This is a genomic window from Actinomyces polynesiensis, assembly GCF_000820725.1.
Taxonomy (GTDB): domain Bacteria; phylum Actinomycetota; class Actinomycetes; order Actinomycetales; family Actinomycetaceae; genus Pauljensenia; species Pauljensenia polynesiensis.
The window spans coordinates 53,150-78,271 of sequence record NZ_CCXH01000094.1; the positions used below are offsets into that span (position 1 = coordinate 53,150).

Below are 25,122 nucleotides of genomic sequence, written 5' to 3' on the forward strand. Positions count from 1 at the left end.
AGCCCCCGACAGGACCGTTCCCGTCACAGGGTTGGGGCCCCGATCCATCCGGATCGGGGCCCCAACTGTGTGCGAGGAGTGCGACCGGTCAGGGGGTCAGCTGGTCAGCTGACACCGACGGACCGGCCGGCCCGCTCACTTGGCGACGACGCGCACCGTCAGGGTCGCGGTGACCTCGGGGTGCAGGTTGACGAACACCGTGTGGTCGCCGAGCGACTTGATGGGCGTGCGCACGACCACCTTGCGGCGGTCGATGGTCTGCCCCAGGTCGTTCTTGACGGCCTCGGCGATGTCCGCGGTGGAGATGGCGCCGAAGAGGCGGTCGTTCGTGCCGACCTTGCCGGACACCGTCACGAAGGAGGCGTCCTGCAGGGTGTCGCGCACGAGACGCGCGTCATCGATCGAGGCGATCTCGCGCTTGCGGCGCGCGGCGGCCATCTGGTCGATCTGCTTCTGGGCGCCCTTCGTCCACTTGGTGGCCAGGCCACGGGGGACGAGGTAGTTGCGGGCGTAGCCGTTCTTGACCTCGACGACCTCCCCGGCGGTGCCGAGGTTGGCCACGTCGTGGGTCAGGATGAGCTTGGTGGTAGCCATGAGTCTTCTTCCTTCCCCGTCGGTCAGCGGCCGGTGGACGAGTAGGGCAGCAGGGCCATCTCGCGAGCGTTCTTGACGGCCTTGGCGATCTGGCGCTGCTGCTGGACGGTCACGCCGGTGACGCGACGGGCGCGGATCTTCCCACGGTCGGAGATGAACTTCCGCAGGAGTGCGGTGTCCTTGTAGTCGATGTGGTCGATCTTGGCCGCCCGCAGCGGGTTGGCCTTCTTCTTGATGGGCTTGTTGCGAAGTTGGGGCTTCGCCATGATGTTCTCCTAGGTGATCCGGACGGGGCGTCCCCGTCCTCGAGCGTGGTGTGGAGCGTTGCCGGTGACATCCGCCGACGGTGTCGGTGCTGACGAGGGCGGACCCGCACGTCCCGTGGTCGGGACCGACGGGGGCCGCCCTCGTGGACGTCAGAAGGGCGGCTCGTCCCCGAAGGAGGTCGCACCACCTGCATCGGTGCGCCACGGGTCGTTGGTCGACCCACCCGTCGGGGCGTTGTAGCTGCCCTGGTTGCCCTGTCCTCGACCGCCCTGGCCGTACCCGCCCTGGGGGGCCTGGCCGCCCTGGGAGCCGTAGCCCCCCTGGCTGCCCTGCCCGCTCGGGGCGCCGCCCTGGCTGTAGCCACCCTGTCCGCCGCCCTGTGAGGCGGTGCGGGTGACCTGCGCCTTCGCGCGGCGGAGGGACGGGCCGACCTCGTCGACCTGCATCTCCACCACGGTGCGGCGCTCGCCCTCGCGGGTCTCGTAGGAGCGCTGCGTGAGCCGCCCCTGGACGATGACCCGCATGCCCTTGCGCAGGGACTCCGCGACGTTCTCGGCGGCCTCACGCCACACGCTGCAGCGCATGAAGAGGGTCTCGCCGTCCTTCCACTCGTTCGCATTGCGATCGAAGGTGCGCGGTGTCGATGCCACCGTGAAGTCGGCGACCGCGGCACCCGAGGGCGTGAAACGCAGCTCGGGATCGGCGGTCAGGTTGCCGATGATCGTGATGACGGTGTCTCCGGCCATGTCGGCTCCTCGGTGTGGGTGGGTGCTCCGGCACGGTGGCCGGGCGGGGTTGGTCAGTGGCTGTCGGGGCGCTGGAGCTTGGTGCGCAGGATGGCCTCGTTGAGGTTCATCTGACGCGTGATCTCCAGGGCGACGTCGGGGGTCGTCGTCATGTCGATGACGACGTAGATCCCCTCGGAACGCTTGTTGATGTCATAGGCAAGACGACGCTTGCCCCAGATGTCGACCTTCTCGACGGAGCCCTTGGCAGCGGTCACCTGCTGCAGGTACTTCTCCATCGAAGGGGCGACGGTGCGCTCGTCGATCTCGGGATCGAGGATCACCATCAGTTCGTAGGCACGCACGTGGGTACCCACCTCCTATGGTCTCTGCGGTCACGGTCCTTCCGTGACAGGAGGGTGTTGCGGCGGTCCGTCCCCACCCGGGTCGGGTGCGGGGCAGTCCGCCTGTCCACTCTAGTCGTGGGGTGGGCGGGCGTGCCACCCGCCCCGTCGGGCCGCGGGGGTTGTGTGGGACACACCGGTGGGGCCATGGCCCTCCTGCGCGCACCCGTCAGGTCTCCGTGGGTCCCGGTTGCGTCGTACCCGGTGGCGCCGGGCTCACCAGGAACTGGGGACCGGTCGGCCCTCGGCGTAACCGGACGCGGACTGGAGGCCGACGACGGCGCGCTCGCGGAACTGTTCGATCGTCGCGGCGCCCGCGTAGGTGAAGGAGGAACGCACACCGGAGATGATCTGGTCGATGAGGTCCTCCACGCCGGGACGCTCGGGGTCCAGGTACATGCGCGAGGTCGAGATTCCCTCCTCGAACAGCGCCTTCCGGGCCCTCTCGAAGCTGCCCTCACCAGCGGTGCGGCGGCGGACCGCACGCTTGGAGGCCATGCCGAAGGACTCCTTGTAGGCGCGCCCCTGGTGGTCGTACTGGACGTCCCCGGGGGACTCGTGGGTGCCGGCGAACCAGGAGCCGACCATGACGTTGGAGGCCCCGGCCGCCAGGGCGAGGGCGACGTCGCGCGGATGGCGCACACCGCCGTCGGCCCACACGTGGGCGCCGAGTTCGGCGGCAGCGGCCGCGCACTCGAGGACGGCGGAGAACTGGGGCCGGCCCACGCCCGTCTGCATGCGGGTGGTGCACATGGCGCCCGGACCCACGCCGACCTTGACGATGGAGGCCCCGGCCGCGACGAGGTCGCGGGTGCCGGCGGCGGTGACGACGTTGCCCGCCGCGATGGGGACGGCCGGGCAGGCGGTGCGCACTGCGGACACCGCCTCGAGCATGCGGTCCTGGTGGCCGTGGGCGGTGTCGACGACGAGGACGTCCACCCCGGCCTCGACGAGGGCGGCCGCCCGTCCGGCCGGGTCGCCGTTCATCCCGATGGCGGCACCGATGCGCAGACGCCCGGAGTCGTCGACGGCGGGACGGTAGATGCCGGAGCGCACGGCGCCGGCGCGGGTGAGCAGTCCGACCAGTCGGCCCTGCGCGTCGACGACCGGGGCGAGCTGGCGGTGCGCGGCGTGGAGCCGGTCGAAGGCCTCGTGGGGGTCGATGCCCTCGGGCAGCGTCATGAGCTCGGTGGACATGACGTCGCGGACCTGGGTGAAGCGGTCGACCCCGGTGACGTCCTTCTCGACGACGAGGCCGACGGGGACGTTCGTGTCCGGGTCGACCACGACGGCCGCGCCGTGGGAGCGCTTGGGCAGCAGGCCCAGTGTGTACCCGCAGGTGTGGTGCGGTTTCACCGTGACGGGGGTGTCGTAGACGAGGTGGCAGGACTTGACGTTCGCGACGGTCTCGATGACGAAGTCGACGGCGATGTCCTGGGGGATGATCGCAATGGCACCGCGGCGCGCGACGGTCTCCGCCATGCGCTTGCCGGACACCGCGGTCATGTTGGCCACGACCAGGGGAATGGTGGTCCCGGTGCCGTCGTCGGTGGCGAGGTCGACGTTCGTGCGCGAACCCACCGAGGACCGGGAGGGCACCATGAAGACGTCGTCGTAGGTGAGGTCGAAGGTGGGCAGGAGGCCGTTGAGGAATTCCACGCCCCCACGGTATCCGGATCGCGGTGGTCCGCGCGGGCTGGGGAGCCCACCCCCACTCCTGCCCCGGGTCAGCGGGTGCGCGGGACGAGTGCGTGACGCGGGGACCACCAGGTGCGCCACGCATTGCACGCACCCCTGCTGGCCAGGAACAGGCCGCCGAAGCACGCCCACAGCCACACCATCGCCCGGGTCTGCCCCGCCACGTCGAGGGTCCCGGCGGCGTGCACCCACTGGAGCAGGGCCCACAGGCCCGGCAGGTAGACGGCCAGGGTCACCACCCCGGCCACGGCCAGGTAGCGTCCCTGCGAGGCCCCGATGAGGACGCCGTCCAGGAGGAAGACGAGCCCGGCCAGCGGCAGGAACACCGCGGCGGTGAGCAGGGCGGCCGTCGCGATGTGGTGCATGTCGGGGTCGGAGCCGAACGCGAGGGGGATCCACGCAGAGGCGGCCGCGACCACCACACCGAGCACGGCTCCGCTCCCGAGGCCCCACAGGGCGAGGCGGCGCAGCAGGTCCCGCAGGCGGGTCACGTCACCAGCCCCCAGGGCGTAGCCGACGAGGGCCTGGGCGGCGATGGCCAGGGCGTCCATGACGAAACCGGTCAGGTTCCACACCGCGTTGACGACCTGGTGGGCGGCCAGGGCCTGGGTGCCCGCCGCGGTGGCGACGGCGAGGGTCGCCAGGAGTGCCACCCTCAGGGCGACGGTGCGCACCAGGAGCGGTGCGCCGTCCACCGCGGCTCCCCACACCCCGCCTGCCGAGGGCCGCAGCGACACGCCCAACCCCCGGGCGCCGCGCACCACGACCCACACCAGGGCCACGGCCATCAGGGTCTGGGTCACGGCCGTGCCCGCGCCGGAGCCGGCGATGCCCAGACCCGCCCCGTAGATGAGCACGGCGTTGGCCGCGACGTTGAACGCCGCACCGCCGGCGGCGACCACGAGCGGGGTCCTCGTGTCGAGGAGTCCGCGCAGGGTGCCCGTGGCCGCGAGGACGACGAACATGCCCACCAGACCGGGTGAGGAGGCGCGCAGGTAGGCCACGGCGTGCGGGGCGACGGCAGGGTCGGCCCCCAGGGCGTTGACGAGGGCGGGGCCGGTGACCACCAGCGCCACTGCGGCGACGACCCCGAGCCCGGCCGCCAGCCACATGGCCTCGATGCCGGAACGCACCGCCCGGTCGGGGTGGCCCGCGCCGAGGGCCCGGGCCGCGAGGGCGGTCGTCGAGTAGGCGAGGAACACGAAGACACCGACGACGGTCTGCAGGACGGTGGAGGCCAGGGCGAGGCCCGCGAGCTCGGGGGTGCCGAGGTGGCCGACCATCGCGGAGTCGATGATGACGAAGAGCGGTTCGGCGACCAGGGCGCCCAGCGCCGGGACCGCCAGTCCGAGGATCTGTCCCGTGAGGGACCGGGCGCGCACGGGGGACGGGGCCGGGTCGCCTGTGGGCGCCGGGCCGTCGGTGGACCCGTGGCTGTCGGTGGGCGCCGGGCCGTCGGTGGACCTGTGGCCGTCGCCCGGCACGCCGTCGGCGGTGGAGGCCCGTGCGGTCAGGTGGTCCTCCCCTGCGGGTCGCCCGGCGTCCCCCGCGGGACACGGGGTTTCCGAGGATCCACCGTCCGCGCGCGATGCGGAACCGGTCCGGCCACCCCTCTGTGCGGCCGCCCGCCGTTCACCCCCCGGACCCTCAGGCGACACCTGAGGGTTGCCGGACGTCTCCCGCGCGTCGTCCACCGATCCGTCCTCCACTTCCTGTCCACAGACTGTTGACAGATCTGTGGACAACGCCCCGCGTACCTGTGGCGGGATTCCGCGGTTCGCGTCGATCCGGGGGATCCCGCGAGGTCCGGGCATCCCCAGGCGTGTCCACAGGCATTGTGCACGACGCGCCGATCCATCCACATCCTGTCCACATCGAGTCCACATCGAGGGTGGTGGAGATGCGTACGGGAGCGTCTACGCTCACGTGTGCGCGAACGGATCGGGGCCCCGCACGGGGTCCTCCCGCAGCGCGGTGTGGGTCGCCCTCGTCACGGGGACGGAGCACGGGCCACCGTCGCGTTGCCCGTGCCGGTTCGACCTGCGCACACCCGGACCCCGGCAGCGCGACCCGCTTCCACCAGAACTCAGGAGGACATGACCCGATGGCCCCGGACGCCGACTACGACCGCACCCCACCCCAGGACATCGAGGCCGAGATGTCCGTGCTGGGGTCGATGATGCTGTCGCGCGAGGCCATCAACGACGTCACCGAGGAGATCCGGGGCACGGACTACTACCGGCCCGCCCACGAGACGATCCACGACGTCATCATCGACCTCTCGGGGCGCGGGGAGCCCGCCGACGCCGTGACCGTGGCCGGCGAGCTGCAGCGCCAGGGTGAGCTCCAGCGCGTGGGCGGGGCCGCCTACCTCCACACCCTCATCGCCTCCGTCCCCACGGCCGCCAACGCCGGCTACTACGCCCGGATCGTGCGTGAGCGCTCCCTGCTGCGCCGCCTGGTCTCCGCCGGCACCCGCATCGTGCAACTCGGGTACGCCGACGCCGGTGGGGACGTCGACCAGATCGTCGACCAGGCCTCCCAGGAGATCTACGCCGTCGCCGAGCGGCGTGCCTCAGCCGACTACGTGCCCATGAGCGAGATCTCGGAGGGGATCCTCGACGAGCTCGAGGACATCGAACGCAACAAGGGCAAACTGCACGGTGTCCCCACCGGGTTCCTCGAGCTCGACAAGCTGACCCAGGGACTCCACCCCGGTCAGATGATCATCGTCGCGGCGCGACCGGCCATGGGGAAGTCGACCCTGGCCCTGGACTTCTGCCGCTCCGCGGCCATCCACAACCAGACCACCGCCGTCATCTTCTCCCTGGAGATGTCGCGCTCGGAGATCGCGATGAGGCTCCTCTCGGCGGAGTCGGGGGTGTGGCTGTCGAAGATGCGTGCCGGGGACATGAAGAGCCAGGACTGGCAGCGGGTGTCGGAGACGACCTCGCGAGTGTCCGAGGCGCCGCTGTTCATCGACGACTCCCCGAACATGGCGATGACAGAGATCCGGGCGAAGTGCCGCCGTCTCAAGCAGCAGCACGGGCTGGGGCTCGTGGTGGTCGACTACCTCCAGCTGATGACCTCGGGACGCCAGGTGGAGTCGCGCCAGCAGGAGGTCTCGGAGTTCTCCCGCCAGCTCAAGCTGCTCGCCAAGGAGATCGAGGTGCCGGTGGTGGCGGTGGCGCAGCTGAACCGTGGCCCCGAGTCCCGCACCGACAAGAAGCCGATGATGGCCGACCTGCGCGAGTCCGGGTCGTTGGAGCAGGACGCCGACGTCATCATGCTGCTCCACCGCCCCGAGTACTACAACGCCGAGGAACGCCCCGGGGAGGCCGACCTCATCGTCGCCAAGCACCGCAACGGTGAGACCCGGACGATCCCGTTGCTGTTCCAGGGCATCAACGCGCGCTTCGCCAACCAGGCGTTCCGTGAGGAACCGGGGGCCGCGCAGGCGTCGTGAGTGACCGGGGGCCCCGGTCAGGTCAGACGGTCCGGGTCCCGTCCGCCCGCGCGGCCGCCCTCGTGAGCTTCCGTGAGCGGCGCACCTGGCCCACCCAGTCCACCCCGAGCACCACCAGGGCCACCCAGACGATGGCGGTCCCGGCCCAACGGGCGGGCTCCATGGTCTCGTGGAAGACGAGGAGACCGATCAGCAGTTGCATGACCGGGGCGACGTACTGGATGAGCCCGAGGATGCCCAACGGCAGGCCCTGGGCCGCCTTGGCGAACATGATCAGGGGGACCATCGTCAGGAAACCCGCTCCCACCAGCAGTGCGAAGTGCCAGCCCCACGCGGTCCCGCCCTCGTCCGCGAGGACCTGGAAGGAGGTCCTGCCGTTGACGGCCAGGTACGCGTAGTACCCGAGGAGCACCGGGGTGACGGCGGCGGTCTCGATGGCCATGCCCTCCAGCGGGCCGACCCTGTGCGCCACGTCCTTCTTGACGAGGGCGTAGAACCCGAACGAGAACGCCAACGTGAGGGAGACCCACGGGAGGCGACCCAGACCGATGAGCAGCACCACCACGGCGAGCGCGCCCAGACCGACCGCGACCTTCTGGGGCAGCGAGATGCGCTCACGCAGGACGACGAGGCCGAGTGCCACCGTGACCAGCGGGTTGATGAAGTAGCCCAGTGCGGCGTCCACGGTGTGCCCGCTCTGGACGGCGAACACGTAGACCGTCCAGTTCACCACGATGAGTGCACCGGCCAGGGAGAGGCGCCACACGACCTCCCGGTCGCGCAGGGCGGCCCACAGGCGGGGGAGCCTGTGCAGGAGTCCCAGGAGCAGCAGGCAGAAGACCATTCCCCACGCGGCCCGGTGGACGATGACCTCCAGGGCCCCCGCCGGTTGCAGTGCGTGGAAGTAGAGGGGGAAGAACCCCCAGATCACGTAGCAGGACACCCCCAGCGCGAGGGAGGAGGGGTCGATGGCGTCCGGGTCCCGGTCGGGTGCGGTGGGCGCGGGCGGCTCCTGTCGGTGCGCGAGGGGGGTCTCATCCACCTCCGAAGGCTATCCCCGCCCAGGTCCGGTACCGACGGGGGCGCCCGAGGGATGGACGAGGGCGGAACGGGGTGGTCGGACCCCCGCACGGGGGGAGGGGCCCACAGGTGGGACCCGTCCCGGCCAGGGGCGGCACCCGGCGCCGGACACGACCCGGGGCGCTCCACCGTGGGGGTGGAGCGCCCCGGGAGGGCGGTGCAGGTGGTCGGTGACCCCAGATCAGAGGGCGACGACTGTCCCGGTGCGGGCGGCCTGCTCGGCGGCCTCGGCCAGGCGCAGGGCCTTGGCGCCGTCCTCGATGCCCGGGGAGGGCCTGCGCCCCTCTGAGATGGCCGCGATGAACTCGGTGAGTTCATGGGTGTAGGCCTGCTCGTAGCGGGTGAGGAAGAAGTCGAGGTAGGGGTCCTGGGCGTCGGAGACCTCGGAGGTGGAGCGACGAACGGTCGTGGGACGCACGTTGTCCGCGTTCAGGACGCCCTTCGACCCGAAGGCCTCCAGGCGCTGGTCGTACCCGGGGGCGCAGTGGCGGGAGTTGGTGATGGTCGCGACGGTCCCCCGGGTGTTGACCAGGGTCACGACGGCACCGTCGTAGTCACCGGTGTCGGCGAGCTCGGGATCCATGTTCTGCCCCACGGCGCTGACCGTGGCGATGTCACCGAGGAAGTAGCGTGCCGTGTCGAAGTCGTGGATCGTCATGTCCTTGAAGATCCCGCCGGAGACGGCGATGTAGGACTTCGGCGGGGCCGCCGGGTCGCGCGAGATGATCGTGACCTGCTCGAGGTCCCCGATGTCACCGGCCTCGACCATGTCGTGGATGGCGTGGAAGGAGGGGTCGAAACGTCGGTTGAAGCCCATCATGATGACCGGGTCCAGGCCCTCGAGTTGCTCGTGCAGCTTCTCGACCCCGGAGGAGTCGAGGGCCACGGGCTTCTCGCACAGGGCCGGCTTCCCGACCCGGGCGGCCTTGACGATGTGCTCGACATGGAGTGGGGTGGGGGAACAGATGATGAGCGCGTCGACCTGGTCGTCGGTGAAGACCGAGTCGATGTCGTCCGTTGCGCGGGCTCCCTGGCTGGCCGCCAGTGACTTCGCGGAGTCCAGGACGACGTCAGCGACAATGCTGAGCGTCGCATCGGGATTCGAGGCGATGGAACGGGCGTGGACATGGGCGATGCGTCCAGCGCCGATGAGGCCAATACGCAGCACGGTGCACTTCCTTGTGTGGTGAGTCGGTGGCACGCCGGATCATTCCGACGTCGTCGCCAAGTGTACGGTCAAACGAGGTCCACATCCAGCGGTTTGTGCGCACAAAGTCTGCGTGGATTTGTTGTGTCAAACGGCTTGACGTCGCTCGGACATGTCAGTAACCTCACGATTGGAGCGCGCCAATGGGTGCCCGTGATCGCCGTCGATCGGGCCCCGGGATGTCTGGTGCGCACCTGGTCGCGGGGTGGAGCAACCTCCCGCACCTCTCAGGGTCGAGCGAGGAGATCGGACACCCGCGGAGCGCAGCCGGACGGACCGGCGGTGGTCACGGCGGACGGTCGGGGCGGAGCTGCTTCCACGCTGCAGCGCCCGGCGGGCACGGAGCCGGCCGGGAGTTGGGGGACCATGACTGAGAAAGACCCTTCCACCGGAGGACCACATCCATGAAACAGAGCATCCAACTGGCCAGCGGGGCGATCCCAGCTGACGCCGCGATCCCGGACCTCGTCGGGTCCGTCCCCGCGGCCGGACCGAGGCGTCGCACGCTCCTGCTGGCGGGCGTCGCGACGCTGGGGTCCCTGCTCTTCGGATACGACACGGGCGTCATCGCCGGCGCGCTGCCCTACATGTACCTGCCCCACGCGGCGGGCGGTCTCGGGCTGACCGCCGTCACCGAGGGATTCGTGACCGCCGCACTGGCGCTCGGTGCCGCCTTCGGCGCGGTCATCGGCGGCCACATCACCGACCGCATCGGACGCCGCTCGAACATCCTGATCCTCGCCCTCATCTTCGTGGTTGGCACCATCGGGTGCACCCTGGCGCCCAGCGTCCTGGTCCTGTACCCCTTCCGGTTCATCCTCGGGTGGGCGGTGGGCGGAGCCTCCTCGACGGTTCCGCTCTACCTCGCCGAGACGGCACCGAAGCACATCCGCGGTCCCCTGGTCGCGGTGGACCAGTTCATGATCGTCTTCGGGCAGTTCGTCGCCTTCGCCATGAACGCCGTCATCGCCCGGGTCCACTCCGGTCCGGAGGCGGTCGTCCAGACCGACCCGAGTGGCAGGTACGCCGCCGGTGAGACGGTCGTGTGGGACAACCTGAAGAACATCGCCGGCATCGTGGTCTCCGCGGGCAATGGTTCCGCCTGGCGGTGGATGCTCGTGCTGGCGACGATCCCCGCGGTCCTCCTGTGGATCGGCATGCGGCTCATGCCGGAGTCCCCCCGCTGGTACGCCGCCAACCTGGACTTCTACCACGCGGTGGCGAGCCTCAAGCAGGTGCGTGATGACGACGGTGAGGTCGTCGACGAGATCCGCGAGATGGCGCAGCTGCGACGCGACGAGGACTCGAGGCAGGAGGAGGAGTGGAGCCTCCGCCACGCCATGCGGGTGAAGTGGACCCGGAAGATCATCGTCATCGGTGTGTTCCTGGGGATCTTCGACCAGCTCACCGGCATCAACACCGCAATGTGGTACATGCCCAAGATCCTCCACTCGGCCGGATTCTCGACCACGGACTCGATCACCCTCAACGTCGTGACGGGGTTCGTCTCCGTGCTCGGTTCCGCACTCGGCTTCTACTTCGTGGCGAGGTTCATGCGGCGCCACGTGGGCATGTGCCAGGAGGCCGGCATCGTGATCGCCCTGAGCACGCTCGCGGCTCTCTTCGCCTTCGGCATCCAGCCCCACATGACCGCTGACGGCGAGATCCTCTCCAGCATCCCGCTGTGGATCCCCTGGGCGGTTCTCGTGGTCGTCTCCCTGTTCGTCTTCATCAAGCAGGCCGGGACCGTCCACTGGATCCTGCTGTCCGAGATCTTCCCCGCCAAGATCCGTGGCGCCTCCCAGGGAGTGTGCGTCGGTGCGCTGTGGCTGTTCAACGGCATCGTCGCGTTCATCTTCCCGGTGATGATGGCGACCCTCGGTGGTGCGTGGACGTACCTGATGTTCGCCGCCTTCAACGTCGTGGCGTTCCTCTTCTACTGGAAGGTCGTGCCCGAGACGAAGATCTACTCCCTCGAGGAGATCGAGGAGAAGCTGGAGGCCAGGTACTCCTGATCGCAGCTGTCCCGGGGCAGGTTGCCCCGGTGGTCGGGGGACCGCATGATGCGGGGCGGTGGGGGACGCATGTCCACCACCGCCCCGCACACGCGCGCCGACGGGTGCGCGACGCGGTGTGACCGGTGGGTCGCGGGGGAGGGGCTCAGCCCACCTGCGTCGAGGAGCGGATGACGAGACTCGACGGGAGGACGACGTCCTCCTCCGTGCACGAGGTCGCGCCCGCGGCGATGGCGGAGGCGACCGCCCCGATGGCCACCTCCATCATGCGGGAGGTGCCCGGGGCCACGCTGGTGAGCGAGACGCCGGGGAGGGCTGCGAGTCGGGAGTCGTCGAAGCCCGTCACGCCGATGTCCCGCCCGATGTCCAGGCGGCTCGCGGAGATCGCGAGCGAGGCCGAGAGCGCCGTGAGGTCGTCGTGGCACACCAGGCCCAGGCCGGTGCCGTGGCGTTCGACGAGTGGTCGGACGCAGTCCTCCACGGATCCCCCGGGCCGTACCTCGACGATGACCGGGTCCAGACCGGCCCCGGTGGCCGCTTCCGTGTAGCCCGCCACGCGGAGGTGGACGGAGTCACCCTCCGAACGGGGGCGCGGCCCGACGAACACGACGGGGGAGTACCCCTGCCCGATCAGGTGGGACGTGGCCAGGGCCGTTCCCCTCCGGTTGTCCGCCCTGACGAGTGCGGTGTGGGCCGGGTGGACGTCATGGGTGAGGACCGCCACCGGCAGGGAACGCCCGAGCCCGCTGATGCGGTGGTCGGGCACGCGGGGCGAGACGAGGACCAGTCCGTCCACACCCAGGTCGACGAACTGCCCGGTGGCGGCGTCGAAGGACTCCTCGTCGGCCCCCGTGCCCAGGAGCGTCGTGAGCCCGAAACGGTGCGCGACCCGGGAGAACCCGTCGCCGAGTTCACCGTAGAAGGGGTTCGCGAGTGTCGGCAGGACCACTCCCACCAGACCGCTGCGACGGGAGGCGAGTGATCGGGCAGCGGTGTTCGGGCGGTACCCGAGTTCCTCGAGGGCCCGCAGGACGTCGGCCCGCCGGTCGGGCGAGACGCGCGGGTCCCCCCGGACCACCAACGAGACCAGCTGACGGGACACACCGGCCTGCCGGGCGACGTCGGCCTGCGTCGGGCGGCCTGCGGGCATGGTGGTCCTCCATCGTCTCGACCCGGGGTGCACCTCCTGGGGTGCACCCCAGATCCTAGGTCCTGACCGGCCGTCGGACCCGCGACTCCGGGGACCCGCGCACCCGGCCCGCCCGACCGACGAGGACGACGAGGGCGCCGGGACCGCGCGGGGAGCACGGTCCCGGCGCCCCCAGGCGTCCGGGTGGCCCGAGGGCCGGTGTGGATCAGGGTGCGGGGACCAGGATGTCGCGCACGAGGGCGTCGAGTTCACCGTCGGCCGCGAGGAACTGACGCAGCGTCTTGGCAGTGGGACCGAAGGACTCGAACTCCTCGACCTCCATGCCGTCCTCGTCGTAGGCGCGGGAGAAGTCGGGGATCCGGCGCAGCTCCTCGATGTAGTGCTCCTCCACGGGCACGTCCATGCGCGCCACCGGCTGGTAGTCGGAGGCGTTGATGATCTTCTGCCACTTGAACGGCGGGGAGACGACGACGTCGCCGCCCTGGAACTCCGACCACTGCAGGACGTTGCGGAATGCGGCGGAGAGGGGGCGGGACCGGAACCCGCGCTGCTGGAAGATCGTGTAGGCCTTCTTGAACGCGGCCACCCCGGCCCACTCGAGCGAGGAGGGATCGATGAAGATGCCGTCACGGGCGACGACGGACTTCAGCCAGTCATCGAGGCGCCCGACCATGATGGTGACGACCGGGCCCATCGTGGCGGTGTCGAGACCCTCCGCATCGCGACGCTCCAGCCCGCGTTCGATGGCCTCCGCCGCCCGGACGGCCTGGGGGACGGAGAAGGAGACGGTGACGTTGATCGAGACACCGCGGTAGGTGGCGTCCTCGATGGCCTCGATCCCGGTCTTCGTCGCGGGGATCTTGACGACGATGTTCGGCGCGAGTTCGGAGAACTCGACGGCCTGGTCCGCGAGCTTTCCGGCGTCACGGTGGAAGCGGGGATCGGTCTGCACGGAGAGCCTGCCGTTGCGTCCCTCGTACTCCTCGAAGGCGGGACGCAGGAGGGCCGCAGCCTCGACGGACATGTCCTTGACGGCCTGCCACCCGATCTCGGACTCGCCCCAGGTGGGGTGCGCGTCCGCGATGGCCCTGATGCGGGGGGTCCAGACCTCGGGGTGCTTCGAGATCGTCGTGTACGCGATGACCGGGTTGCAGGTCGCACCGACGCCACCGAAGGCGATGGACTGCGTGAGTTCATCGAGGTCGGAGGAGTCGTTCCACAACACGGTCGGGAAGGACCGGGTCGCAGTGAGGAGCGGACCGGGCGTGAAAGTGGGGGTACTCACTGGATTCTCCTGAGATCGGACGAGGGGCCGACCATCCTTGGCTGGCCCTGATCGATGCGCCACCAGTCAATGACATGCGGAGATGAATGTCAAGTGTTTGTCAGTACATTCTCGACCGAGAAGGCCCGGCGCCTTCACGTCGGGCGCTCACTCCGCGACGAGTGTGAAGTGGAAGGAGTAGAGATCGGCGTTGTAGACGTGCCGCCCGTACTCCACGACCGCCCCACTGTGGTCGTAGGCGGTGCGCTCCATCGTCAGGAGCGCGTCACCGGGCGCGATGTCGAGGTTCTCCGCGTCGGAGGCGTCCGCCGAGCGTGCCCCCACGGACTGGCTGGCCGAGGCCATCTGGATGCCCGCCTCGCGGAGGCAGGCGTAGAGCCCCTTCGCCGTCAACTGGGTCAGGGAGGGGGCGGTGGCCACGGGGAGGAGGTTCGTGAGGATCGCGAGCTTGCGGTCGTCGATCCACCTCCGCCTCTCGATGCGCACGACCTCCGCGCCCACCTCGCACCCCAGGTGGACCGCGTCCTCCTCCTGGGCGAGCCTGACCTCGTAGCTGAGGACCTCGGTACGGGGTTCGAAGCCGGCCTTCTCCAGGTCGTCGTTGAGCGATGTCAGGGAGAGGGGGCGTCGGACGTGGGAGGGGGTGACCCGTGTGCCCACCCCGCGCCGACGTGTCAGGAGGCCCCGACCCACCAGGTCCTGCAGGGCGCGCCGGGCGGTCGGGCGCGAGACGCTGAGCCTCTGGGCCATCGACACCTCGTCCTCGATGAGGCGACCCGGAGGGAGTTCGCCGGAGGTGATGAGCTCCTCCAGTGGCTTCGCGATCTGGTGGTAGAGCGGGACGGGGGAGCTACGGTCGAGGTGGATGAGGGGCGTGTACGGCTCGTCCAGGGCGGGGGAGGTGTCGGCCATGGTGCAGCCCTCCTTCTCGGGCTCTGCGGCGATGGTCCTCACATGATAGTGCCCTGACGGTTGCTTCGTTATTTGTCAGCACAAAGACTTGACGGCGGCACCGCATGGCAGCACACTTGGTGGCAGGACCAACCCCGCAGATGTGGAAGGAACGAACCCCATGCCCAGCCCAGGAGCACCAAACCTCGACGTCCTCACCATCGGACGCAGCGGTGTCGACATCTACCCCCTCCAGACCGGTGTCGGCCTGGAGGACGTGACCAGCTTCGGGAAGTTCCTCGGCGGGTCCCCCACGAACGTCGCGGTGGCCGCCGCCCGGATGGGCCAGCGGAGCGCAGTCATCACGGGCGTCGGGGACGATCCCTTCGGACGGTTCGTCAGGCGTGAGATGCGCCGTCTGGGTGTGTCCGACCGCTACGTCGTGACCAACGAGAACTTCAACACCCCGGTCACCTTCTGCGAGATCTTCCCCCCGGACAACTTCCCGCTGTACTTCTACCGTGAGCCCTCGGCCCCCGACCTCGAGCTCACCGTGGACAACATCCCCACCGATGCGGTCCGTGGGGCGCGCATCTTCTGGCTGTCGGTGACGGGACTGTCCGTCGAACCCTCCCGCAGCGCCCACCACGCCGCCCTCGACGCGCGTGCACGCAGTGGGTGGACCATCGCCGACCTCGACTACCGGGCCTCGTTCTGGCAGGACGAGGCCACCGCGCACGCCGAGGTCGAGCGGATGCTCCCCAAGGTCAACGTCGCGATCGGCAACCGCGAGGAGTGCCGCATCGCCGTGGGCGAGACCGAGCCGGACCGGGCGGCGGATGCCCTCCTGGAGCGGGGGGTCGACATCGCCGTGGTGAAGCAGGGCCTGCGCGGCACCCTCGCGAAGACCCACGAGGAGCGCATCGTCGTGCCGATCACGCCGGCCGAGGTCTGCAACGGCCTGGGTGCCGGGGACGCCTTCGGTGGGTCCTTCTGCCACGCACTCCTGCAGGGTTGGGACGTCGCCCGTGCCGTGCTCTTCGCCTCGACGGCCGGGGCGATCGTCGCCTCGCGCCTGGAGTGCTCGACGGCGATGCCCACCGAGTTCGAGGTGGACCACCTGCTCGAGAAGTACCCCGAGGTCCAGCCCGTCGTCGAGAAGCGGTGAGGCGCGCATGAGCTACATCGAGCAGATCTCCGAGATCCGGGCCACCCGGCCCGGACGCATCGCCGAGGCCCTGGCCGACCGGCCGCGGGCCGCGCTGGCCGATGCCGACCGGCTCATGGTCATCGCCTGTGACCACCCCGCGAGGGGTGCCCTCGGGGCCGGACCGGAGCCCATGGCGATGGCTTCGCGGGAGGAACTCCTCCAGCGCTGCGTCACCGCCCTGTCCCGTCCCGGCGTCAACGGATTCCTGGGGACCGCGGACCTCATCGAGGACCTCGCCCTGTTGGGCGCCCTCGACGGCAAGCTCGTGTGGGGGTCCATGAACCGCGTGGGCCTCCAGGGTGCGTCCTTCGAGATGGACGACCGCTTCAGTTGCTACGACGCCCGGGGCGTGGAGGAGGCCGGGCTCAACGGCGGGAAGATGCTCACGCGCATCAACTACACCGATGCCCACACCGCCGCGACACTCGAGTCGTGTGCCCACGCCATCGACGACCTGGCAGGGAGGGGACTCACCGCGATGGTTGAGCCGTTCCTGTCCGAGTGGCGTGACGGGAGGATCGTCAACGACCTGAGCGCGGAGTCGGTCATCCGGTCCATCGCGATCACCTCGGGCCTGGGCCGCACCTCCGCCCACACCTGGCTCAAGCTGCCCTGTGTGGACGGGATGGAGCGTGTCATGGAGTCCACCACGCTCCCCAGCCTCATCCTGGGTGGTGAGGTTTCCGACGATCCCGAGGCCACCCGAGCGGCCTGGGCGCACGCCCTGGCCCTGCCCAATGTCCGCGGACTGGTGATCGGCCGGTCCCTCCTCTACCCGCCCGACGGGGACGTCGCGGCGGCCGTCGACAATGCTGTGGAGTTGCTGTGAACGACGAGAAGTACATCATCAGGGCCGGCGAGACGGCCCACGACATCTACGACCTCGACATCACCCCGGCGCGCGCCGGGTGGGAGTGGAGCTCGCTGCGCACGATCACCCTCGCTCCGGGGGCGACCGTCGACGTGCCGGGAGGCGAGGCTGAGTTCCTCGTGCTGCCCCTCCACGGGGGCTGCACGGTCGAGGTGGAGGGCGCGACCCACCGCATCACGGGACGGGAGTCGGTGTTCACCGACATCACCGACTACCTCTACGTTCCCCGCGACACCGACATCCGTGTGTCCAGCGAGGAGGGGGCGCGCCTCGCCCTCCCGGGGGCGAAGGCCACCAAGGACCTGCCGGTCCGCTACTGCCCGCGCTCCGAGGTCGTCACGGGCCTGCGGGGGGCGGGGCCGTGCTCGCGCCAGGTGAACAACTACGCGCTCGGCAACGAGGTCGAGACCTCCCACCTGCTCGCCTGTGAGGTGCTGACGCCCGGTGGTGACTGGTCCTCCTACCCGCCGCACAAGCACGACGAGAACAACGAGGTGGAGCGCCAACTCGAGGAGATCTACTACTACGAGGTCCGCCAGGGTGAGGGGGACTCCGAGGGGTTCGCCCTCCAGAGGATCTACCCCTCGCCGGGCCACGACATCGACGTGTGCACGGAGGTGCGTGACGGGGACGTCGTCGTGATGCCCTACGGCTACCACGGCCCGACGGTGGCGGCCCCCGGCTACGACCTGTACTACCTCAATGTCATGGCCGGCCCCGCCGAGGACTCGGTGTGGCTGATGACGGACGACCCGGCCCACACCTGGGTGCGCCAGTCGTGGGACGACCAGAAGATCGACCCGCGACTGCCCATGACCCCGATGAACTGAAACCCCAGACCCCTTGATCCACAGGAGCACACGATGACCACTGCTGCGGTCCCCACCGTCCGACTCACCGTCGGGCAGGCGACGATCCGGTTCCTCGTCAACCAGTTCAGCGAACGCGACGGCGTGGAGCACAGACTCATCGCCGGGGCCTTCGGCATCTTCGGCCACGGCAACGTCGCCGGCCTGGGGCAGGCACTGCTCCAGAACGAGGTCGATCCCGCACCCGACGGTGGGCGCATGGAGTACATCATGCCGCGCAACGAGCAGGGCATGGTGCACGCGGCCTCCGCCTACGCCAAGACGACCAACCGGATGAGCACCTGGATGTGCACCTCATCGATCGGTCCGGGTGCCCTGAACATGGTCACCGGAGCCGCGTTGGCGACGACCAACAGGCTCCCCGTCCTGCTCTTCCCCTCCGACCAGTTCGCCAACCGGGTGCCCGACCCTGTCCTGCAGCAGGTGGAGAACGCCCAGACCCTGGACACCTCCGTCAATGACTGCTTCCGTCCGGTGGCGGCGTTCTTCGACCGCATCAACCGCCCCGAGCAGCTCATCCCCTCCCTCATCCAGGCGATGCGTACGTTGACGGATCCGGCCGACACGGGGGCCGTCGTCATCGCGATGCCCGAGGACGTCCAGGCGGAGGCGTACGACTTCCCCGTCGACTTCTTCCGCAGGCGCGTCTGGCACGTGCGCCGCACCCCCCTGGAACGGGCCGCGCTCGAGCGCGCGGTGGAGCTGGTCCGCTCGGCGGAGCGGCCCCTGGTGGTCGCCGGTGGGGGTGTCGTCTACTCGGAGGCGTCCCGCGAGCTGCGGGAGTTCGCCGCCGCCACCGGGATCCCGGTGGCGGACACCCAGGCCGGCAAGGGCGCGATCAACTTCGACCACCCCCAGTCGGTGGGGGGCGTGGGTTCCACCGGTGGGGACTCGGCGAACCACCTGGCCGACCGGGCGGACCTGGTCATCGGGGTGGGCACCCGCTACTCGGACTTCACCACCGCCTCGGCCTCGCAGTTCAAGAACCCCGACGTGCGCTTCGTCAACGTGAACGTCAAGCCCTTCGACGCCGTCAAGGAGTCGGGCGAGATGCTCGTCGCAGATGCGAGGGAAGCGCTGAGGGACCTCACCACCGCGCTCGCGGGTCATCACGTCCAGGAGGCCTATGCCCGTGAGGTGGCACAGGAGAAGGCAGCCTGGGAGGAACGGGTGCACGGGTGCACCCATCTCGGGCACGGACCACTGCCGGCCCAGACCGAGGTCTTCGGCGCCCTCAACGAGATGATGGGCGACCAGGACGTGGTCATCAACGCGGCCGGTTCCATGCCCGGGGACCTCCAGGCTCTCTGGCAGGCGCGGACCCCGGAGCAGTACCACGTGGAGTACGCCTTCTCCTGCATGGGCTACGAGATCCCCGCCGCCCTCGGCGTGAAGCTGGCCAGGCCCGAGGCCGAGGTCGTGTCGATCGTCGGCGACGGGACGTACCAGATGCTGCCGATGGAGCTGGCGACGATCGCCCAGGAGGGCATCAAGGTCATCTTCGTCCTGCTGCAGAACTACGGCTTCGCCTCCATCGGCGCGCTCTCCGAGTCCCACGGTTCCCAGCGCTTCGGCACCAGGTACCGTCGCGGGGGCGGTGAGCGGCACACCGCGGACGGCGAGCTCCTGCACGTCGACATCGCGAAGAATGCGGAGTCCTGGGGCATCGACGTCATCAAGGTTCACACCATCGAGGAGTTCAGGCAGGCCTACGCGAAGGCGCACGCCTCGGAGCGGGCGACGATGATCCACATCGAGACCGATCTCTACGGTCCCAACCCGCCGTCCTCGTCCTGGTGGGACGTCCCCGTCGCGGAGGTGTCGCGCCTGGCGAGCACGCAGGAGGCGAGGCAGCAGTACCTCCTCGACCGGGTGGACCAGCGCCACTACCTGCGCTGAGGCGGCCGGAGCGGGGAGGGCGGCAGCGCTCCCACCACGGGTGGGGCCGGGTCGGTGGGTCCACCGGGTCGCACCGACGGCGACGGGCGGGGGAGGGGCGGACGTCCCCTCCCCCGCCCGTCCGCATGTCGGAGATCGTCTCCGGATTTGTAATGACAAACGGGTGGTCTAGGACTAAGGTAATGGGTGATGGGACGTCGATGTCCCTCCACGCAGCAGACGACGAAGGAGTGCCAAGCATGAGGACCATCGAACAGTGGATCGGGGGGGCGTACTACGCCGGGAACCCCGACGGGCACCTGCCGGTCGAGAACCCCGCCACGGGCGAGATCGAGGCCGAACTGCTCCAGGCCAGCGCCGCCGACCTCGACCATGCCGTCGAGGTCGCCCGGGAGGCCCAGAAGAAGTGGGCGAAGGTCCCGCTGTCCAAGCGCACCGCGATCATGTTCAGGATGCGTCAGCTGGTCCTGGACCACCAGGACGAGATGGCCAGGCTGATCGTGGCCGAGCACGGCAAGAACTACTCCGACGCGATCGGCGAGATCCAGCGCGGTCGCGAGACCCTCGACTTCTCCACCGCCATCAGCGTGGCACTGAAGGGCGAGTACTCCTACGACGTGTCCCGCGGCGTGGACATCCACACGATCCGCCAGCCCGTCGGCGTGGTCGCGGGGATCTGTCCCTTCAACTTCCCCGCCATGGTCCCGATGTGGATGCACCCCCTGGCCATCGCCTCGGGCAACGCGTTCATCCTCAAGCCCGCCTCCCCCACCCCCTCCGCCGCTCTGCTCACCGCGGAGCTGTACAAGGAGGCGGGTCTCCCGGACGGTGTCTTCAACGTCGTCTCCGGCGACCGGCACACGGTCACCCGCATCCTGGAGCACCCCGGCATCGACGCCATCTCCTTCGTCGGCTCCACGCCCGTGGCGCACATCGTGCAGGACACCGGTGTCTCCCACGGCAAGCGCGTGCAGGCCTTGGGTGGTGCGAACAACCACGCCATCGTCATGCCCGACTCCGACATCGACTTCGCAGCCCAGCACATCTCGGCTGCGGCATTCGGCGCGGCAGGCGAGCGCTGCATGGCGCTGCCCGTCGTGGTCGCCGTCGGTGGGTGCGGTCCGGCCCTGGCGCAGAAGGTGAAGGCCCACGCGGAGAAGATCAAGGTCGGCGAGGGCATGGGTGAGGGTGTCGAGATGGGACCCGTCATCTCCGCCAAGGCCAAGGAACGCATCGTCGGCCTCATCGACGACGCCGAGGCCCGGGGGGCCGACGTGGTCCTGGACGGTCGCGGGCTGGTCGTCGAGGGCTACGAGAACGGCCACTTCCTCGGCCCGACCATCCTCGACGGGGTCCCCCAGGACGCCCCGGTCTACACCGAGGAGGTGTTCGGTCCGGTGCTGGCGATCGTCCACGCCGACACCTACGAGGAGGCCATCGACATCGTCAACTCCTCCGAGTTCGGCAACGGCTCCGCCATCTTCACCAACGACGGTGGGGTCGCCCGCCGCTTCCAGCTGGACGTGGAGGCCGGCATGGTCGGCGTCAACGTCCCGATCCCGACCCCCGTCGCCTACTACTCCTTCGGCGGCTGGAAGGAGTCCCTGCTGGGCGACACGCACATCCACGGACCGGAGGGCGTGCGTTTCTACACCCGCGCCAAGGCCATCACCTCGCGCTGGCCCTCCGAGGCCACCTACGCCGCGACGATGTCCTTCCAGCGGGAGGACTGAGCAGTACGGTTCCCGTTCGGGGCCGGTCCCGTGGGCATGCGTGCCCGCAGGGCCGGCCCCGAACCGTCGGGTCGCGCTCCCCCGAGGCAGCGCCCCCACGTCCCGGAGGTCGTCCGGGACGTCGACCCGTCGCCGCGGACGGTGTCGCCGGACACGGCTGCGCCCCGTGCCTGCGCGCTCGCCGTCGCGACTCCACACACATGGCCCGTGGGTGGTGACGAAATGAATGACTGTTGCTAACATGGATTTGTCCATACAAATATGGGGACGGTGGTGATGTCGCCGCCGTCCCGGGCACGGGTGCGCGGAGGTAGCCGGGCCATCAGGCACCAAGGAGCCACGATGAGCAACATTCGCCTCGCGATCGCACCGATCGCGTGGACCAATGACGACCTGCCCGAGCTGGGGGCCGAGAACACCTTCGAGCAGTGTGTCAGCGAGATGGCGCTCGCGGGGTTCACGGGCACGGAGATCGGCAACAAGTACCCGCGCGATCCCGAGGTCCTCAGGCACGCACTCGAGCTGCGTGGTCTGCGGGTCGCATCCGCATGGACCTCCGTCTTCCTCACCACCAAGCCCTTCGAGGAGACCGAGCGCGACTTCCTCGCCCAGCGTGACTTCCTCCACGCGATGGGTGCGGACGTCATCGTCGTGGCCGAGCAGGGGCACTCCGTCCAGGGCCTCGAGGACGTCCCGGTCTTCGACGGCAAGCCGCACTTCACCGACGAGGAGTGGGACCGTCTCACCTCCGGGCTGGAGCGCCTGGGTGAGCTGGCGGCCGAGACCGGCCAGAAGATCGTCTACCACCACCACATGGGCACGGGGGTGCAGACCACCGAGGAGATCGACCGCCTGATGGCGAACACCGATCCCGCGAAGGTCTCCCTGCTGCTCGACACGGGTCACCTGGTGTTCTCGGGTGAGGACCCGATGGACATCGCCACCCGGTACAAGGACCGCATCGCCCACGTCCACCTCAAGGACATCCGGGGGCCCGAGCTCGAGCAGGCCAAGGCGGAGCACATGAGCTTCCTGACCGCCATCAAGAACGGTGTCTTCACGGTCCCCGGCGACGGCATCGTCGAGTTCGGACCCGTGCTCAGGGAGTTCGTGGACTCCGACTACGACGGATGGTTCGTCGTGGAGGCGGAGCAGGACCCGGCCAAGGCCAACCCCCTGGAGTACGCGCTCAAGGCGCGTGACTTCATCAGGGAGTCGACCGGGATCTGAGGTCGTGTGCGCGAGGGGCCCGGTGGTGGACACCACCGGGCCCCGTCGTGCGCCGCGGCCCCGGATGGGGCATCGTTGGCGTGGAACGGTGACGGGGGTGCAGACATGACGGGTTAGGGCTCCCCGTCGGGCGGGCTTCCCCGACGGCCCACCATCCGCGACGTGGCGAGGGCGTCCGGGAAATCGATCTCGACGGTGTCCGTGGCGCTCTCGGGGCGCGCAGGCGTCTCCGACGCCACCAGGGCCGTCGTGCTCGAGGCGGCGAACCGGCTCGGCTGGCGTCCGGACCGGCGTGCCTCGATCCTGCGTCGTCAGGACTCCCACCTGGTGGGGGTGATGTACGAGGTCGAACAGACCTTCCAGGCGCGCCTGCTCGACGCCCTCTACGTGGAGGCCGGCGGCGCGGGACTGGAACTGGTCCTCACCGGGGCCACTGCGCACCACGACGAGCGGGCGAGCGTGGCGGAACTCCTGCGTGACCGCTGCCAGGCCATCATGCTCACGGGGTCGGAGCTGACGGACGCGGAGATCGGGGACGTGGCCCGGCACCTGCCGACGCTGAGCCTGTGCCGCCCCGTCCGCGCCGCCGGTGTGGACTCGGTCGTGTGCGACGAGGACATGGGACTGGGGCAGGCGGTCGGCCACCTGGTCCGCCTCGGGCACCGGGACGTCGCGCACGTCGACGGCGGTGGTCGCAACCCCCTCTCCCGGCGCCGGGCCGACGCCTACGGCCGCGCCATGCGGGAACGGGGCCTGGGGGACATGGTCAGGGTGTTCCCCGGTGGGTCCGCCCTGGCGGACGGGGTCGCCGCCGCCCGCGAGATCGCCGCTTGCCCGACCCCACCCACCGGCATCACCTGCTACAACGACGTGTGCGCGGCGGGCCTCGTCCGGGAGCTGCGTCGGTGCGGACTGGGGGTGCCGGAGGACATCTCCGTCATCGGTTTCGACGACGGTCCGGAGGCGGCGGACCCGTCCACCTCCCTGACGACGATCTGCCAGGACCCCCTCCCGCTCGCCCACGCAGCGATGACGCTCGTGCGGACACGGATCCTCGACGGAGGGGTCGTCGTGTGGGGGGTGAGGAGGAGACCGTCATCCTGCCGACGAGCCTGGTGGAGCGCGCTCGAGCGCGCCTCCGAGGAGCGAACTCCCCGCCGACCGGTTCGAAACGTTGTTGTGAAACGTTACGTGTCCGTTCGGACTTCCCGCTTTGTCTGCACATATGCGATCGTGGGTGTGTCGCCACGTCGCAGTGGCGTTCTGACCACGGATTGAAGGAGATCTGATGTCGAAGAAGACGTTGGGAGTCGGTGTCATCAGCCTCGGCTGGATGGGGCGGCTGCACACGCGGGGGTACAAGGCACTCGCCGAGCGTTTCCCGGAGATCGAGGCCGATGTCCACCTGGTCGCAGCGTGCGACCTGATGGAGGCCAATCGGACCCTCGCCACGGACGTCCTCGGGTTCGGGCGTGCCGTCGAGGACTACCACGACCTGCTCGCGGACCCCGAGGTGGACGTCGTCTCGATCTGCTCCCCGAACTACCTGCACCACGAGATCGCACTGGAGGCCGTGAAGGCCGGCAACCCTTCTGGATCGAGAAGCCCATGGGTGTCTCGGCGGCCCAGTCCAAGGACATCGCCACCGCGGCCGAGGCCGCCGGACTGGTCACCTCCGTGGGCTTCAACTACCGCCACACCCCCGCGATCGAGAAGGCCCGCCAGCTCATCCGCTCCGGGAGGCTCGGGCGGGTCACCAACGTGCGGTGCTGGCTCCTCGCCGACTACGCCTCCTCCCCGGACGGACCGCTGACCTGGCGTTACGACCGGGCCCGTGCAGGGGCGGGCGTGGTGGGCGACCTGATGAGCCATGGCGCTGACCTCGTGCAGTACCTCTGCGGGCGGATCAGGTCCGTCTCGGCGCTGACCGACACCTTCATCACCGAGCGTCCGATCCCGACGAAGGTCGGGGTCGGCCACTCCGGGTGGGAGGTCTCCGACGAGCTCGGTCCCGTGGGCAACGAGGACTACGTCGGTGCGGTCATCCGACTCGACAACGGTGCCGTGGGCACGCTCGAGTCCTCCAGGGTGAGCGTCGGCCCGCGCGCCGAGTACATCGTCGAGGTCTACGGGACCGAGGGGTCGCTGAGGTGGAACTTCGAGCACCTCAACGACCTCGAGGTCTGCATCGGTCGCGAGCAGGAGTTCCAGGGCAACACACGGGTGATGGCGGGGCCGGACTTCCCGAACTTCTCCCGCTTCCAGCCCGGTGCCGGGACCTCCATGGGGTTCGACGACATGAAGGTCATCGAGGCAGCCCAGTTCATCCAGTCGGTCCTCACCGGGGAGCAGCTCGCCCCCTCCGCGGCCGACGGGTGGGCGGCGGCCGAGGTCGACGAGGCGACCGTCGCCTCCGCCTCGGACGGTCTCTGGCACGACGTGGCCCCGTGAGCGGTCGAACGACCTACGATGCGTGAGGCAGGCGCACAGGTGCGCGACAACACTGTGGAGATCACGCCGGACATGGG

The 25,122-nt window shown here is 69.7% G+C and carries 20 protein-coding genes and 1 pseudogene; 10 read left to right on the plus strand and 11 right to left on the minus strand.

What is annotated here, in order from left to right; all coding sequences use genetic code 11:
• Positions 1 to 135: 135 nt before the first annotated feature.
• The 6 genes from rplI to TA90_RS04125 all read right to left on the minus strand — a co-directional run bounded on the left by rplI (position 136) and on the right by TA90_RS04125 (position 5,070).
• Positions 136 to 594, minus strand: coding sequence for a 50S ribosomal protein L9 (gene rplI / locus TA90_RS04100; RefSeq protein ID WP_043534729.1), 459 nt, complete (start codon positions 592 to 594; stop codon positions 136 to 138).
• A gap of 23 nt (positions 595 to 617) precedes the next feature.
• Positions 618 to 860 carry a 30S ribosomal protein S18 gene (gene rpsR / locus TA90_RS04105; protein WP_043534730.1) on the minus strand — a complete coding sequence of 81 codons (243 nt, stop codon included), beginning with the start codon at positions 858 to 860 and terminating at the stop codon, positions 618 to 620.
• A 150-nt stretch (positions 861 to 1,010) separates the two neighbouring features.
• On the minus strand, positions 1,011 to 1,607 hold the full coding sequence (locus TA90_RS04110; protein WP_043534731.1) for a single-stranded DNA-binding protein: 597 nt from the start codon (positions 1,605 to 1,607) through the stop codon (positions 1,011 to 1,013).
• Between the two features lie 53 nt (positions 1,608 to 1,660).
• A complete protein-coding gene (gene rpsF, locus TA90_RS04115; protein WP_043534766.1) occupies positions 1,661 to 1,951 on the minus strand; it encodes a 30S ribosomal protein S6 in 291 nt (96 codons plus the stop codon).
• Between the two features lie 255 nt (positions 1,952 to 2,206).
• Complete coding sequence (locus TA90_RS04120; protein WP_043534732.1) at positions 2,207 to 3,649, minus strand: GuaB1 family IMP dehydrogenase-related protein; 1,443 nt, start codon at positions 3,647 to 3,649, stop codon at positions 2,207 to 2,209.
• A gap of 68 nt (positions 3,650 to 3,717) precedes the next feature.
• Positions 3,718 to 5,070 carry an MATE family efflux transporter gene (locus TA90_RS04125; RefSeq protein WP_231550652.1) on the minus strand — a complete coding sequence of 451 codons (1,353 nt, stop codon included), beginning with the start codon at positions 5,068 to 5,070 and terminating at the stop codon, positions 3,718 to 3,720.
• A gap of 722 nt (positions 5,071 to 5,792) precedes the next feature.
• On the opposite strand from TA90_RS04125, the gene dnaB reads away from it, so the two are divergent.
• Entirely contained in the window at positions 5,793 to 7,154 is a 1,362-nt protein-coding gene (gene dnaB / locus TA90_RS04130; protein WP_043534733.1) for a replicative DNA helicase, read from the plus strand.
• Positions 7,155 to 7,176: 22 nt separating this feature from the next.
• Here dnaB and rarD read toward each other — a convergent pair whose 3' ends face one another.
• Positions 7,177 to 8,196, minus strand: a complete 1,020-nt coding sequence (rarD, locus tag TA90_RS04135; protein ID WP_331394252.1) for an EamA family transporter RarD — start codon at positions 8,194 to 8,196, stop codon at positions 7,177 to 7,179.
• Between the two features lie 219 nt (positions 8,197 to 8,415).
• The gene (iolG, locus tag TA90_RS04140; RefSeq protein ID WP_043534734.1) at positions 8,416 to 9,402 is read right to left on the minus strand and encodes an inositol 2-dehydrogenase; all 987 of its coding nucleotides are present in this window, start codon (positions 9,400 to 9,402) and stop codon (positions 8,416 to 8,418) included.
• A 443-nt stretch (positions 9,403 to 9,845) separates the two neighbouring features.
• Between iolG and TA90_RS04145 the strand changes: the two genes are divergently transcribed.
• Complete coding sequence (locus TA90_RS04145) at positions 9,846 to 11,456, plus strand: MFS transporter (protein ID WP_043534735.1); 1,611 nt, start codon at positions 9,846 to 9,848, stop codon at positions 11,454 to 11,456.
• Positions 11,457 to 11,601: 145 nt separating this feature from the next.
• Here TA90_RS04145 and TA90_RS04150 read toward each other — a convergent pair whose 3' ends face one another.
• The 3 genes from TA90_RS04150 to TA90_RS04160 form a co-directional block, all read right to left on the minus strand.
• Positions 11,602 to 12,606 carry a LacI family DNA-binding transcriptional regulator gene (locus TA90_RS04150; RefSeq protein WP_043534736.1) on the minus strand — a complete coding sequence of 335 codons (1,005 nt, stop codon included), beginning with the start codon at positions 12,604 to 12,606 and terminating at the stop codon, positions 11,602 to 11,604.
• Between the two features lie 205 nt (positions 12,607 to 12,811).
• Positions 12,812 to 13,891, minus strand: coding sequence for a transaldolase family protein (locus TA90_RS04155; protein ID WP_043534737.1), 1,080 nt, complete (start codon positions 13,889 to 13,891; stop codon positions 12,812 to 12,814).
• Positions 13,892 to 14,038: 147 nt separating this feature from the next.
• On the minus strand, positions 14,039 to 14,803 hold the full coding sequence (locus TA90_RS04160) for a GntR family transcriptional regulator (RefSeq protein ID WP_043534738.1): 765 nt from the start codon (positions 14,801 to 14,803) through the stop codon (positions 14,039 to 14,041).
• 160 nt (positions 14,804 to 14,963) lie between these two features.
• Between TA90_RS04160 and iolC the strand changes: the two genes are divergently transcribed.
• From iolC to TA90_RS04200, 8 genes and pseudogenes are all read left to right on the plus strand, one after another.
• Positions 14,964 to 15,950 carry a 5-dehydro-2-deoxygluconokinase gene (iolC, locus tag TA90_RS04165; RefSeq protein ID WP_043534739.1) on the plus strand — a complete coding sequence of 329 codons (987 nt, stop codon included), beginning with the start codon at positions 14,964 to 14,966 and terminating at the stop codon, positions 15,948 to 15,950.
• Between the two features lie 7 nt (positions 15,951 to 15,957).
• Entirely contained in the window at positions 15,958 to 16,821 is an 864-nt protein-coding gene (locus tag TA90_RS04170) for a Cgl0159 family (beta/alpha)8-fold protein (RefSeq protein ID WP_043534740.1), read from the plus strand.
• Complete coding sequence (gene iolB / locus TA90_RS04175) at positions 16,818 to 17,693, plus strand: 5-deoxy-glucuronate isomerase (RefSeq protein ID WP_043534741.1); 876 nt, start codon at positions 16,818 to 16,820, stop codon at positions 17,691 to 17,693. Before TA90_RS04170 ends, iolB begins: the two co-directional genes overlap by 4 nt.
• 33 nt (positions 17,694 to 17,726) lie before the next feature.
• On the plus strand, positions 17,727 to 19,631 hold the full coding sequence (gene iolD / locus TA90_RS04180) for a 3D-(3,5/4)-trihydroxycyclohexane-1,2-dione acylhydrolase (decyclizing) (protein WP_043534742.1): 1,905 nt from the start codon (positions 17,727 to 17,729) through the stop codon (positions 19,629 to 19,631).
• A gap of 239 nt (positions 19,632 to 19,870) precedes the next feature.
• A complete protein-coding gene (locus tag TA90_RS04185; RefSeq protein ID WP_043534743.1) occupies positions 19,871 to 21,364 on the plus strand; it encodes a CoA-acylating methylmalonate-semialdehyde dehydrogenase in 1,494 nt (497 codons plus the stop codon).
• Between the two features lie 342 nt (positions 21,365 to 21,706).
• Entirely contained in the window at positions 21,707 to 22,594 is an 888-nt protein-coding gene (gene iolE, locus TA90_RS04190) for a myo-inosose-2 dehydratase (RefSeq protein ID WP_043534744.1), read from the plus strand.
• 162 nt (positions 22,595 to 22,756) lie between these two features.
• Complete coding sequence (locus TA90_RS04195; RefSeq protein ID WP_074015275.1) at positions 22,757 to 23,872, plus strand: LacI family DNA-binding transcriptional regulator; 1,116 nt, start codon at positions 22,757 to 22,759, stop codon at positions 23,870 to 23,872.
• A 10-nt stretch (positions 23,873 to 23,882) separates the two neighbouring features.
• Positions 23,883 to 25,071: pseudogene (locus TA90_RS04200) on the plus strand (Gfo/Idh/MocA family protein).
• Positions 25,072 to 25,122: the final 51 nt, after the last annotated feature.